We start from the raw sequence: 13098 nt of genomic DNA on the forward strand, positions 1-13098 counted from the left end.
CGGCCGCCGGCCGCACTACCCTGGCCAGATGCCTGACGACCTCACGCAGACCGCCACGTCCCCGACCCCCGCGCACGGGGAGGGACCGGCCGCCCCGGTCGCGCCCCGCCGCCCGGCGTCGCGCACGCACCACGGCGAGACCGTCGTCGACGACTACGAGTGGCTGCGGGACAAGGAGTCGCCCGAGGTCGTCGCGCACCTCGAGGCGGAGAACGCGTACACCGAGGCGCAGCTCGCGCACCTCGCGCCGCTGCGCGAGCGGATCTTCGAGGAGATCAAGGCGCGCACGCTCGAGACGGACCTGTCTGTGCCGGTGCGCCAGGGCGCGTACTGGTACTACTCCCGCACGGTCGAGGGGTCGCAGTACCCGGTGCGGGCGCGCGCGCCGATCGACGCGAGCCTGGGCAGCGACGCGCCGTCCGCGTGGGTGCCGCCCGTGCTCGAGCCGGGCGTGCCCGTGCCGGGCGAGCAGGTGCTGCTCGACGACAACGTCGAGGCGCGCGGGCACGACTTCTTCTCCCTCGGCTCGTTCGACGTCTCCGCCGACGGGACGCGGCTCGCGTACGCCGTCGACGTCGTGGGCGACGAGCGGTACACGCTGCGCGTCCGCGACCTCACGACCGGCACCGACCTCGCCGACGAGGTCCCGGGCACCTTCCCGGGGGCCACGTTCTCGCCGGACGGGCGCTTCGTGTTCTACCCGACGGTCGACGACGCGTGGCGCCCCTGGCGCGTCTGGCGCCACGAGGTCGGCACGCCCGCGACGCAGGACGTCGTGGTCTTCGAGGAGCCGGACGAGCGCTTCTGGGTCGGCGTGGGCGTCACGCGCTCGCAGCGGTTCGTGCAGATCGACGTGGGCTCGAAGATCACGTCGGAGACGTGGCTGATCGACGCCGACGACCCGACCGGGGAGCCGCGCGTCGTCTGGCCCCGGCGCGAGGGCGTGGAGTACACCGTCGAGCACGCGGTCCTGCCGCCCGCGTGGCTCCCTGCCGACCATGCGGACGTGTCCCGTCCCGAGGCCGGGACGGGCGACGATCGCATGGTCGGCGGTCGAGGGGCGGCTGGTCGCGACGCGCTGCTCGTGCTGCACAACGAGGGCGCGGAGAACTTCGAGCTCGTCGTCACCGGCGTCCCCGGTCCGGGCGCGCCGCTCGACCCCGCGGACGCGACCGTCGTCGTGCCGCACGACCCGGCGGCGCGGCTCGAGGCGGTCGACGCGTTCGCCGGCCACCTCGTCGTGTCCTTCCGGCGCGACGCGCTGTCCCGTGTCGGCGTCGTCGACCTCGCCGCCGACGAGCCCACGCGGCCCGCGGGTCTGCCGACCCCGATCCGCACCGGCGACACCCCGGCGCCGGGCGACCCGTGGCACGTGCGCGAGGTCGCGTTCGACGAGCCGCTCTACACCGTCGCGCTCGCGGGCAACCCCGAGTGGGAGCAGCCGAACGTCCGCCTGTCGTACACGAGCTTCGTCACGCCGTCGACCGTCTACGACCTGCGCGTCGAGACGGGCGGCCTGACGCTGCTCAAGCAGCAGCCCGTGCTCGGCGGGTACGACGCCGCCGACTACGTGCAGCGGCGCGAGTGGGCGACGGCCGAGGACGGCACCCAGGTGCCCGTCTCGCTCGTGTGGCGGCGCGACGCCGTCGGGCTCGACGCGACCGGCACCGGCGCGGAGCCCGCCCCGCTGCTGCTGTACGGCTACGGGTCGTACGAGATCAGCATCGACCCCGGCTTCTCCATCTCGCGCCTGTCGCTGCTCGACCGCGGCGTCGTGTTCGCCGTCGCGCACGTGCGGGGCGGCGGGGAGATGGGGCGCCGCTGGTACGACGAGGGGAAGACGCTCGCCAAGCGGAACACGTTCACCGACTTCGTCGCCGTCGCACGGCACCTCGTCGACGCGGGCTGGACGAGCCCCGAGCGGCTCGTCGCGCAGGGCGGCTCGGCGGGCGGCCTGCTCATGGGCGCGGTGACCAACCTCGCGCCCGAGCTCTTCGCGGGCGTGCTCGCGCAGGTCCCGTTCGTCGACGCGCTCACGTCGATCCTCGACCCGTCGCTCCCGCTGACGGTCGTCGAGTGGGACGAGTGGGGCGACCCGCTCCACGACGCCGAGGTCTACCGGTACATGCGCACGTACTCGCCGTACGAGAACGTGCCCGACGACGCGTCGCACTACCCGAGGATCCTCGCCGTGACGTCGTTCCACGACACGCGGGTGCTCTACGTCGAGCCGGCCAAGTGGGTCGCGCGCCTGCGCGCGGCCGGGGCGCCCGCGCTGCTGAAGATCGAGATGCACGCCGGGCACGGCGGCGTCTCGGGCCGGTACGAGGGCTGGCGCGAGGTCGCGTACGAGGACGCGTGGGTGCTCGACGTGCTCGGCCTGGCCGGGTGACGCACGCGCGGCGAGGGGAGACGCGATGACGGAGAGGGCGACGCGATGACCGGGACGACGGTCCCCGACCCGCGCACGACGCACGACGCGACCCCGCCCGGGCCCGTGGCGCTGCGGCTGCGGCCCCTGGGCTACCTCGCCGTCGCGCTCGGGCTGACGGCGGTCGGGATCGCCCTCGCGGGCCTGTACCTCTCGGTCGCGGTCCGGGGGCTCGTCGAGCCGCCGGAGACGCAGGTGCCGTGGGCCGAGGTCGTCGCCGACCCGGGCGCCGCGCTCGGCCGGCTCGCCGTGCTCGCGCCGGTGCTCGTCGTGCTCGCCGGGCCCGTCGCCTGGTACGTCTCGTGCGCGGTGTGGCCGCTCGCCGCGCTGGCGTTCGTGCACGCCGGGCGCGCGCTGCGACCGTCGTCGCGGGGCGACCGCGTGTCGTTCACGAGCCGGGTCGTCGCGGGCGCGACGCTCGGCACGGCCGTCCCGGGCCGCGTCCCCCTCGTCCTGCAGCCGCAGCGGCGCTCGCGACTCACGGACACGCTCGTGCGCTTCGCCGTGTGCGGCTGGCGACCGGACCGGCGCGAGGCGGGGGCCGCCGTCCCCGCGGGCGTCGCCTGGGTGCTCGCGAGCGCCGGGGCCTCGACCGCGCTCCCGTCGGGGTGGCGCACCGGGCTCGTCCTGACGGCGGTCCCGTTCGCGCTGTGGTCGGTGGTCGCCCTGCGACGCCGGTGGGCGTGGCGGTTCCACGGGGAGCGCGTGCGCGAGGCGCGGCGCGAGCGGTGGATCGCGCAGCACGGTGACCGTCGTGACCTGCGCGACGGCCCGCGCGTCGTGCGCTCGCGCCCGCAGTCGGCCGAGCACCGCGCGCGCGTCGAGGCCGAGCGTGCCGCTGCCCGTGCGTCCCGGGACAGCCTGACGAGCCTGTCGAGCGACGCGATCGGGGAGCGCCGCGAGGCGGTGCTGCGCGCACGCCGCGAGCGGGCCGCGCGCGAACGGGCCCAGACGGACGACGGGCGTCACCAGGGCTGAGCCGAGCATGCGGTTGCCGCCCGTCAGAGGCCCGGGACGGTCGACGACCGCATGCTCGGCGGGCGGTCAGACGTGCGGGCTGCCGCACTCCGCGCAGAACCGCGCGCCCGGCGTGCTCTCGGCACCGCACTCGCGGCACGCGGTGCTCGGCGCGAGGCGCTCGCCGCACTCGGGGCAGAACTTGCCGCCGCCGACCTTCGCCGCGCACGACGGGCACTGCGTCACGGCCGGCGTCGCGAGGTCCGTGCCGCCGACGAGGTCGGTCGTGCGGAGCTGGTCCCGCAGCTGGTAGCGGCGAGCCTCGGCCTGGAGCTGCGCGAGCTCCTCGGCCTGTTTGGGCGAGCAGCGCACGCACTGCCCGACGGCGTCGTTCCAGCAGACCTCGTGGCACATCCAGTCGCCGCACCCGTGGCACTGGCGGAACGCGTCGCGCACCTCGCCGACGGCGGCGTCGAGCGCCTTGTCCTTCGCCTGCGAGTTGGTCTGGCGGTCCGCGGCCCACGACCCCGCCGCGTAGGACAGGTCCGCGACCTTGCCGCCGAAGAGGCGGCCCGCGGCCTTGATGAGGCTGCTCCCCTTGGCCACGACGTCCGTCTGGTACGCGGAGCGGTAACCGTTGCCGCACCGCTCGCACCGGAACTCGAACTGGTACCCGCCCGAGTTCGACAGGTCGCGGACGTTGTCGGTGAAGGCGATGGGCGTGCTCATGGGTCGGACCTCGGCGGCTCGTGGGCTGTGACCTGCGGAGGGGAACCGCAGGAGGGGGCGTCATGGGGATCCCGTGACCGCTGCGATGCTACCTATCGACCCGCCGACCGTGGGGGATCACCGGGTGAAATCGGGCAGAGCGGCCGCGTCCGGCGAGGGCCTGGGCCGGGTCAGGGCCGGACGAGGCGCAGCGGCGCGTCCGCGGTGCGGACGGTGACCGTCTGGCCCCACGAGGCGACGAGGCGGTCGACCTCCACGCCGTCGCCGAACACGACGAGCCGGTCCGACGCGACGACGAGCGCGACGTCGGCGCCGTCCTCGACGTAGCCCTCGGTGAGGGACGCCCCGGTCGACGGCGAGGGCCACGCCTCGCGCACGAACCAGCCGAGCCGGTGCTCGGTGCGGCCCGGCGCGGGACGACCGCCGCGGTCGTGGGCGAGCGACGCCCACCACCCGGTGGCGCCCGTGCCCGTCGCGACGAGCACGCCCGACGACGACTGGCGCTCCTCGCCCGCCGCGCACCGCAGCGTGTAGCGCGCGCTCTGGTGGCTCGAGTGCCCGACGAACACCTCGTTGAGCGCCGTGAGGTGCTGCCCGTCGTCGAGGTCGGCGCGGACCATGGTGAGCGCGTCGACGGGGAGGGTCGCGACGCGGTCGGGCGCGCCGCCGGGTGCGTCGTCCTCGGTGCCGAGGCCGCGCAGGAGGGCCGTCGCGGCCGCGACCGGGTGGCGCACGAGCACGCCGGCGTTGACGCCCGGCTCGGGGTCGACGCCCAGCACGGGCTGGCCGTCCAGGTACTTGGCGACGTTCGCGACGAGACCGTCCTGGCCGACGACGACCACGACGTCCTCGGGTGCGACGAGGAACCGCGACAGGTCGCCGCGCTCGACGTCCGCGCGCGCCCACCCGGCGGGGAGGGCGGCCACGACGGCGTCGCGCGCCGCCGTGAGCGCGTCGTGCCTCGCCTGGACCTCGGCGAGCGACCGGCCGCGCGAGCGGAGGAAGAACTCGGCCTGGCCCCGGGTGCCGTGGCGGTCCACCAGGTCGTCGAGCTCGGTGCGCCGGTGGACGACGACGGCGCGTCGCCTCAGCATCCTCAGGCCGCCTTCCCGGTGGTCGCCGCTCCGGTGCCGCCCTGCGGCCCGGTCGGCCCGCCGTCCCCGGCCATCCCGCGGGCGAGGGTCCCCAGGACCCCGGTGAGCAGGTCCGGCGTGATGGTGAGGTTCTGGACGTCGGGGAGCGACCCGGCCGCCTCGCGGAGCGCGAGCGCGAGCAGCGTGCCCTGGCCGGCGTTCGCGTAGACCTCCATGCGCGCCTGCTCGGCCGCGGCCTCCGCCGCGCCGACGACGCGCACCTGCTCGGCCTTCGCGTCGGTCGCGAGCTGTGCGCGCTCGGCCGTCGCTCGGGCGTCGACGAGCGCGGCCGCGGCCTTCTCCTCGGCCTCGCGCCGGGCGTTCGCGCCCTCCTGGGCGACGAGGCGCTCGCGGCGCGTCGCGAGCTCGATCTTGCTCGCGAGCTCGTTCTCGGCGATCGCGCGCTCGCGCTCGACCGCGAGCGCGCGCCGCTCGTACGTCGCGCGGTCGGCCTCGGCCTGGACGTGCTCGCGCGCCGGCATCTGCAGCGCGCGCTCGACGTCCTTCTCGGGGCGGACGGCGAGCACCTGGACGCCGATCACGACGATCCCCGTCGCGGCGAGGCGCGGGTCCGTGGTGAGCGCCTCGGTGAGGACGTCGCGCACGTGCGGCACGCCGGCGGTGAGCGCGTCGGCGAGCGGCATCGCGGCGAGCGCGTCGGTCGCCCGGCTCTGCGCGAGGCGTCCGACGATGCTCGTCACCTGGTCGCGCCCCGCGGTGCTGACCTCGCCGGTGCCGGGGTCGATCGCGAAGTCGAGGCGCTGCGAGACCGTCACGGGGTCGGCGAACCGGTACGTCACGCCCGCCTGGACGGTGACGTCCTGGTGGTCGGAGGTCACGGCGTGGAAGAAGACGGGCAGCTCCTGGTCGTCGACGGGGACCTCCGAGAGGACCGACGTCGTCGGACGGAACCAGAACGCCTGCCCCACGCCCTCGTGGGCGACGCGGCCGCGGCGCAGGTGCACGACGTGCCCGGTGGGGCTGCCGAGGAAGTGCCGGGTCCAGGGGTAGGTCCGGATGGTGGCCATGGTCGTCTCCGATCGCTTTTCGTCATTCTGACGATAAGAGCGTAGGCACGGCCATGGGTTCTCGTCAATCTGACACGAACGTGCGATGATCGTCCGCATGAGCACCCCGGACCCGGCCCGCGCCGTCCCGCCCTCGGCCGCGCTGCTGCCCGTGACCGTCGACGTCGTCGCGCTCACCGTGCGCGACGACGCGCTCCACGTGCTCCTCGTCGAGCGCGGGGTCGAGCCCTTCCGCGGCGCGCTCGCCCTCCCGGGCGGGTTCGTCCTGCCCGGGGAGCGGCTCGCGGCCGCCGCGCGCCGCGAGCTCGCGGAGGAGACCGGCGTCCGGCCGCCCGGGCACCTCGAGCAGCTGCGCACGTACGGGCCGCTCGACCGCGACCCGCGCGGCCCCGTCCTGTCCGTCGCGTACCTGCTGCTCGCGCCCGAGTTCGGCGTCGTGCACGCGGGGTCCGACGCCGGGGGCGCGGCCTGGCACCCCGTCGAGCCCCTGCTCGGGGCCGGGCCCGACGACCGCCTCGCGTTCGACCACGCGCGGATCCTCGCCGACGGCGTCGAGCGCGCCCGCGCCAAGCTCGAGTACTCGGCGCTCGCGACGGCGTTCTGCCCGCCCGAGTTCACCGTCGCCGACCTGCGGCGCGTCTACGAGGCCGTGTGGGGCGTGCGGCTCGACCCGCGCAACTTCTCGCGCAAGGCGACGACGACCGCCGGCTTCCTCGAGGAGACGGGCCGCACGACGTCGGGCGGCACGGGCCGGCCCGCGGCGCTCTACCGCGCGGCGCCCGCAACCTCGGGCACGGGCGCCGCGGCGGACGCGCGGCCCGCCGACGTCGACCCCGACGACGCGCCCGCCTCCGTGCCCGCCGTGCTCGACCCCCCGCTCATGCGCCCGCGGCGCTGACGCCCGGCGCGGCCGCGGCGCGCCGACGGGGGAGTTCTCCCCCTCGACAGCCCGGCCTGCGTGGGTACGCTCGCGCGCATGTCGACCTACAGCTCCTGGCGCAGCGACCAGGGCAACATGCGCGCCCTCTCGGACGAGCTGGCCGCCCAGGCCGCGATGGCGCGGTCGCGCGAGGCGGCCCTCAACCGGCGCCTGCGCTCGCTCGAGGGCGACCTCTCGAGCCGCGTCGAGGTGCTGCAGCGCCTCGTCAACGCGCTCATCGAGCTCGGCGAGGTGCGCGAGGAGCTCGCGCTGTTCGCGCCCGCGCGCCGGGCGCGCGACGCGGCCCGCGCCCTGACGCGCGCCGTCGTCACGGGCGAGGGCGACGTGTCGCACCTGCGCCGCGCGCCCGACCTCGCCGACGTCCCCGGCTACTGGCTCGTCCCCGCCGCGCTCGCGGTGGCCGACCTGCCCGCGGGCCGTGTCGACGCCGAGGCCGCCCAGGAGGCCCTCCTGCGCGACCGGCGCCGTGCGGCGACGTACCTCGTCGCCGTGTGCGCGCTCGTCGGGCGGCCCGGGCTCGCGCGCGAGTGGGCGCCGTGGGCCCTCGACGCCCCCGTCCTGCCCGCCGCCGGTTGGGGCAGCGCGGACGGGGCGCCCGAGCCCGCGCCCGCACGGACGACGTCGGCGCGCGCGGCGGCCGGGGACCCGGCGCCCGACGAGGTGCTCGTGACGGGCGCCGAGCGCGCGCTGTGGCTCGCCGCCGCGGCGGGCGCCCTCGGCGACGACGGCGCGGCGGACGTGCGCCGCGCGCTCCGCGAGCGCGTCGCGCTGCTCGACGACGACGCCCGCGCGCGGTGGCGCACGCGCCTCCTGGAGGCCGCGCCCGCGCTGCCCGGCGGCGGCGCGGACTGGGGCACGCCCGCGGACCACGCACGCGGCCGCCGTCGGGCCGCCGCGCCGGACACCCTGCCCCTCCTGCGGTCCTGGGCGGCGTGGTCGCGCGCCGTCGCGGACGGTGAGATCGTCGCGCCGGCCGCCGAGCCCCGCCCGCTCCTGCTCGGCGCGGCGGGGGTCCCGTCCGGCGCGACCGCCGCCCCCGGGGGCGACGAGGACGCCGAGGCGCCCGGCGAGGCGCTGCTGCGCGTCGTCGGGTCGCTCGTGGACGAGGGGGCGCCCGTCGAGCGTGACCTCCTCCAGCGGGCCGAGGTGCTCGGCGAGCGCGTCGGGCGCGCGCCGGAGGACGACGGCCCGGCCTGGGACGCGTCCGCGGGGACGCTCGTCGACCTCCTCGTGGCCGACGCGCGGGGCACCGACCCGGGCCGCGCCGCGTTCGTCGCCCCGCTGGTCGCCGACGACCTGCGCGACGCGAGCCACGCGCGCGCCGCGCAGCTCGCGGCGGCCCCGGCGCCGTCCCGCGCGCTGCGCCTCGGGGGGCGCACCGTGACGGTCACGCCGACGGACGACGCCACCGCGCCCGCCGCGACCGCGCGTGCCGAGCTCCTCGCGCGGCCCGTGGAGGGGCCGTCGTGGGGCGTCGTCGGCGCGGCGGGGGCCGCCGCCGTCGTCGCGCTCGTGCTCGGGATCGTGGCCGGTCCGGCGTGGTTCGTCGTGACCGTCGTCGCGGGCGTCGTCGCCGCGTGGCAGTGGTTCGCGGGCGAGCAGCGGGGCCGCGACCAGCGCATGCAGGCGCAGCAGCGCGCCGAGCAGTTCGACGCCGACCTCGCCGCGGCGCGTCGCGACGTCGCGGCCGAGGCGGACCGCGCGAGGACCCAGCGCGAGGCCGTCGCGACCGTGGTCTCCGACCTCGACGAGGCGCTCGCCGACGTCGGCGCGCGGACGCCCGCCTGACCCTCGTCCGGCGTTCGAACAGGGCTTCGAACGCCGGATGAACTGTCGGTGAACAGTGGCGGAAGAATCCACAGGATGGTCGAGCCGGGCCCGGCCCTGACCCCACCATGGAGGACGTGACCGAGACGCTCCTGCTGGTGCTCGTCGTCGTGACCGCACTGGCCTTCGACTTCACCAACGGCTTCCACGACACGGGCAACGCGATGGCCACGTCCATCGCCACCAAGGCCCTCAAGCCCAAGACCGCCGTCGCCCTCTCCGCGGTCCTCAACATGGTCGGGGCGTTCCTCTCCCTGGCCGTCGCGGCGACCATCGCGAAGGGACTGGTCGACGCGAACGTCATCACCCTCGAGGTCGTCCTCGCGGGCCTCGTGGGTGGCATCACCTGGAACCTGCTGACGTGGCTGCTCGGCATCCCGTCGAGCTCGTCGCACGCGCTCGTCGGCGGCGTCGTGGGCTCGGTGCTCGCGGCCGTCGGCTCGCAGGGCGTCATCTGGAGCGGCGTCGCGGCCAAGGTGCTCATCCCCGCCCTGCTCGCCCCGCTCATCGCGGTCGGCGTCGCGAGCGCGGGCACGTGGGCCGTCGCGCGCCTTACGCGCGACGTCCCCGAGGACGTGTCGACGCGCGCGTTCCGCTGGGGCCAGGTCGGCTCCGCGTCGCTCGTCTCGCTCGCGCACGGCACCAACGACGCGCAGAAGTCGATGGGCATCATCCTGCTCGCGCTCATCGCGGCGGGCGCGGTGCCCGCCGACTCGGGCGTGCCGTTCTGGGTCATCCTGTCGTGCGCGTTCTTCATGGCCCTCGGCACGTACCTCGGCGGCTGGCGCATCATCCGCACCCTTGGCAAGGGCCTCGTCGAGATCGACACGCGCCAGGGCATGGCCGCCGAGACGTCGTCCGCGGCCGTCATCCTCATGTCCGGCTTCTTCGGCTACTCGCTGTCGACGACGCACGTCGCCACCGGCTCGATCCTCGGCTCGGGGGTCGGCATGCCCGGCGCCAAGGTCCGCTGGGGCGTCGCGGGCCGCATGCTCGCCGCGTGGGGCCTCACGCTCCCGGCGGCCGGCCTCGTCGGGGCGGCGTGCTACGGCATCCAGCACGGGATCGGGGGCGCCGCCGGGACCGTCGTGGTGTTCGCGGTCCTCGTCGCGACGTCCGTCGCCATCTGGGTCGCGTCGCGCCGCAAGCCCGTGGACCACACCAACGTCAATGACGCCTGGGAGGAGGGCGCGGTCGACGCCGGGCTCGAGACCGAGGTCGTCGAGGCGCGCGAGGCCGCGCTCGAGCGCCGCCTCGACGTCGCCGACCCGTTCACCGGCGCTGAGACCCCCGCGACCGCCGCCCCGGCGGCGACGCCCGCACCGTCCACCCCCGCCTCGCGCCAGCGCGCGGGCGTCTGACCCGACCGCGACAGGAGAGAACCGTGTTCGTCGAGATCGACTCGCTGCTCAAGGTCGTCGTCGCCGGCCTCGTCGTCGGCGCGGGCCTGCCCGCGCTGTTCGCGCTCGGGGTCCGGCTCGCCGCGGGGCGTGCCGTCCCGGTCGAGGTCGGCACCCCGGACGGCCGCTTCACGTCCGACGGCCGGACCGTGCGCGTCGAGCGCGCGACACGGCCCCGTCAGGTCGGCGCGGCGGTGTGCTTCGCCGTCGTCGTCCTCGCCATCGCCGGGGGCATCGCCTTCGTCGCGGGCGGGGGCCACTGACCCGGCCCGCTCAGGCCGAGCGGCGCACCACGAGGCTCGGGTCGAAGACGACCGAGCGCGGCTCCGTCGCCGGGTCGTCGATCACGGCGAGCAGGAGCCGGGCCATCTCGGCTGCCATCTCCTCGACCGGCTGACGCACCGTCGTGAGCGGCGGGTGCGACTGCGGCGCGACCGTCGAGTCGTCGAAGCCCACGAGCGCGACGTCCTCGGGCACGCGGCGGCCCGCCGCCTGCAGCGCCGTGGACGCGCCGTCGGCCATGAGGTCGCTCGCCGCGAAGACGCCGTCCACGTCGGGCCGGGCCGCGAGCAGCTCGCGCGCCGCCGTCTCGCCGCTCGCGCGCGTGAAGTCGCCCTCGACGACGAGGGGCTCCGCGAGCCCCGCCTCGCGCACGGCTCCGAGGAACCCGTCGAGCCGGGCCCGCGCGAACGGGACGTCCGTGGGCCCGGCGACGGTCGCGAGGCGCGTGCGCCCGGTGCTCACGAGGCGCTCGGCGGCGAGCCGGCCGCCTGCGGCCTGGTCGAGGTCGACCCAGCTCACGCCCGCCGCCTCGTCCGCGCCGTCGATGTGCGTCGAGAGCACGACCGGCGTCGCGAGCGCGGCGAACCGTGCGGGCAGGGGATCGCCCGCGCTCGACGTGACGAGGAGGACCCCGTCGACGTGCCCCTGGCGCACGTAGCGCACCACCTGGTCGTGCGCGGGCGGGTCGGCGGGCAGGATCGCGAGGTGGATGTCGCGCGGGCGCAGCACCTGCTGGGCCCCGGCGGTCACGCGGCCGATGTACGGGTCGGTGAACAGCCGCTCGAGGAACGGGCTCGACGAGCCGTGCTCGGTGGGCTCCGAGACGACGAGCGCGACGGACCCCGTGCGGCGCGTGACGAGCGTGCGCGCGGCGAGGTTGGGGACGTAGCCCGTCTCGTCGATCGCCTTCTCGACGACCTCGACGATCGCCGGGTCGACGGTCGGCACGCCGTTGATCACGCGTGAGACGGTGGCTCGGGACACGCCCGCGACGGCCGCGACGGCCTCGAGCGTCGGGCGGGGTGCGGGCTGACGGGCTGTCATGGCGTCAGTTATACCGCCCGGCCACCCGGCCGGTCCGGGACCCGCGGACATCCCCGCGGGCGCGTCTCAGCGCAGCCGCTCCTTCGCGGCGAGCACGCGCTGCACCGCCGCGTCGACCTTCGCGGCGAACGCCGGGTCCGTGCTCGCGCGCTCGACGACGGCCGCCACCATCGGCTCGACGACTCCCGGGTCCGCCGAGGCGAGCACCATGTCGCCGCCCGCCTCGATCGTGAGGACGGCACGCTCGGCGGGCGACCAGGCCTGCACCTGCTGCGCCGCTGACACGTCGTCGGTGATGACGACGCCGTCGAACCCGAGGTCCTCGCGGAGCATCCCGTCGACGACGACGGGCGAGAAGGCCGCCGGGAGCGACGGGTCGATCTGCGTGTAGACCGCGGTCGACGTCATGACGAACGCGGCGCCCGCCTCGATCCCCGAGGCGAAGACCGCCACGGACGGGTCGTCGCGCGTGGTCACGTCGTCCGTGACGCCCGCGTCGGTGTCGGTGTTCTCGGCGACGCGCCCCAGGCCCGGGAAGTGCTTGATCGTCACGTCCACGCCCGAGGCCTCCATGCCGGCGCTGAACGCGTTCGCGTGCGACGTGACGGCGTCGGGCGTGAACCCGTAGCTGCGCTGGAAGTACCCGATCGGCGGGTTCTGCGCGGCCGTGGCCTCGGGCACGAGGTCCATGACGGGCGCGAGGTTGAGGTTGACGCCCGCGGCGGCGAGCTCGGCGCCCCACGTGGTCGCGTCGGCCCGGAGCGCGGACGGGTCGAGCCCGGCCTGGTCGAGGGCCGTGGGGATCTGGGAGAACCCGGGCCCGCGCAGCACCTGGACGTACCCGCCCTCCTGGTCGGTCGCGACGAACAGCGGCGTGCCGTTCGTCGTCTCCGGCGAGACGAGCGCGGTGAAGCCCGCGACGAGGTCCGCCGTCGGACCGGTGCCCGCCTGCGAGCGACCGGCGAGGAACACGTTGCCGACGTGCAGGCGTGACACCGCGTCGTAGCTCGTCTGCTGCGGGGCGCTCACGTCGACGCCGACCATGAAGAGCTGCCCGACCTTCTGCTCGAGCGACCACCCCGCGAGCGGGTCCTCGGGCGGCGTGGACGGCGTCGGCGGCGTGGGCGTCGGCGACGGGTCCGGCGCGACGGTCGGCGCGCCGGACGGGGTCGGGGACGGCGCGGGTGCGGGTGCGGGGCGGGCGAGATACCAGGCGACCGCCGCGACGGCGGCGAGCGCGCTGACGAGGGCGACGACGATCCAGACGGTGCGTGCACGAGGGGTCACGGATACCTCCAGCGGTCTAACCTACCCATGCGGTGAGAGA

General features: G+C 76.3%; 11 protein-coding genes. 6 read left to right on the forward strand and 5 right to left on the reverse strand.

Features of this window, described 5'->3' with window-relative positions; genetic code table 11:
- Window positions 1-28: 28 nt before the first annotated feature.
- Together GYH36_RS04365 and GYH36_RS04370 are read left to right on the forward strand one after the other, a co-directional pair.
- Complete coding sequence (locus tag GYH36_RS04365; RefSeq protein WP_115941377.1) at window positions 29-2392, forward strand: S9 family peptidase; 2364 nt, start codon at window positions 29-31, stop codon at window positions 2390-2392.
- 45 nt (window positions 2393-2437) lie between these two features.
- A complete protein-coding gene (locus GYH36_RS04370; protein WP_162289205.1) occupies window positions 2438-3409 on the forward strand; it encodes a hypothetical protein in 972 nt (323 codons plus the stop codon).
- A gap of 66 nt (window positions 3410-3475) precedes the next feature.
- On the opposite strand, the gene GYH36_RS04375 is transcribed toward GYH36_RS04370, so the two are convergent.
- The 3 genes from GYH36_RS04375 to GYH36_RS04385 all read right to left on the reverse strand — a co-directional run bounded on the left by GYH36_RS04375 (window position 3476) and on the right by GYH36_RS04385 (window position 6278).
- On the reverse strand, window positions 3476-4117 hold the full coding sequence (locus GYH36_RS04375) for a double zinc ribbon domain-containing protein (protein ID WP_197022560.1): 642 nt from the start codon (window positions 4115-4117) through the stop codon (window positions 3476-3478).
- A gap of 170 nt (window positions 4118-4287) precedes the next feature.
- On the reverse strand, window positions 4288-5211 hold the full coding sequence (locus tag GYH36_RS04380) for a hypothetical protein (RefSeq protein WP_162289206.1): 924 nt from the start codon (window positions 5209-5211) through the stop codon (window positions 4288-4290).
- A 2-nt stretch (window positions 5212-5213) separates the two neighbouring features.
- On the reverse strand, window positions 5214-6278 hold the full coding sequence (locus GYH36_RS04385; RefSeq protein WP_115941373.1) for an SPFH domain-containing protein: 1065 nt from the start codon (window positions 6276-6278) through the stop codon (window positions 5214-5216).
- A gap of 97 nt (window positions 6279-6375) precedes the next feature.
- Here GYH36_RS04385 and GYH36_RS04390 point away from each other — a divergent pair, with 97 nt between their 5' ends.
- The 4 genes from GYH36_RS04390 (at window position 6376) to GYH36_RS04405 (ending at window position 10708) form a co-directional block, all read left to right on the forward strand.
- Entirely contained in the window at window positions 6376-7176 is an 801-nt protein-coding gene (locus GYH36_RS04390; RefSeq protein ID WP_034604791.1) for an NUDIX hydrolase, read from the forward strand.
- A 78-nt stretch (window positions 7177-7254) separates the two neighbouring features.
- Entirely contained in the window at window positions 7255-9006 is a 1752-nt protein-coding gene (locus GYH36_RS04395) for a hypothetical protein (protein ID WP_162289207.1), read from the forward strand.
- 107 nt (window positions 9007-9113) lie between these two features.
- Window positions 9114-10406, forward strand: a complete 1293-nt coding sequence (locus GYH36_RS04400; RefSeq protein ID WP_034604781.1) for an inorganic phosphate transporter — start codon at window positions 9114-9116, stop codon at window positions 10404-10406.
- Between the two features lie 23 nt (window positions 10407-10429).
- Entirely contained in the window at window positions 10430-10708 is a 279-nt protein-coding gene (locus GYH36_RS04405; RefSeq protein WP_024841291.1) for a hypothetical protein, read from the forward strand.
- A 10-nt stretch (window positions 10709-10718) separates the two neighbouring features.
- Here GYH36_RS04405 and GYH36_RS04410 read toward each other — a convergent pair whose 3' ends face one another.
- Together GYH36_RS04410 and GYH36_RS04415 are read right to left on the reverse strand one after the other, a co-directional pair.
- On the reverse strand, window positions 10719-11771 hold the full coding sequence (locus GYH36_RS04410) for a LacI family DNA-binding transcriptional regulator (protein ID WP_024841290.1): 1053 nt from the start codon (window positions 11769-11771) through the stop codon (window positions 10719-10721).
- Between the two features lie 66 nt (window positions 11772-11837).
- Window positions 11838-13058, reverse strand: coding sequence for a glycoside hydrolase family 3 N-terminal domain-containing protein (locus GYH36_RS04415; RefSeq protein WP_312028506.1), 1221 nt, complete (start codon window positions 13056-13058; stop codon window positions 11838-11840).
- Window positions 13059-13098: the final 40 nt, after the last annotated feature.

The organism is Cellulosimicrobium composti (assembly GCF_010287905.1).
Classification (GTDB): domain Bacteria; phylum Actinomycetota; class Actinomycetes; order Actinomycetales; family Cellulomonadaceae; genus Cellulosimicrobium; species Cellulosimicrobium composti.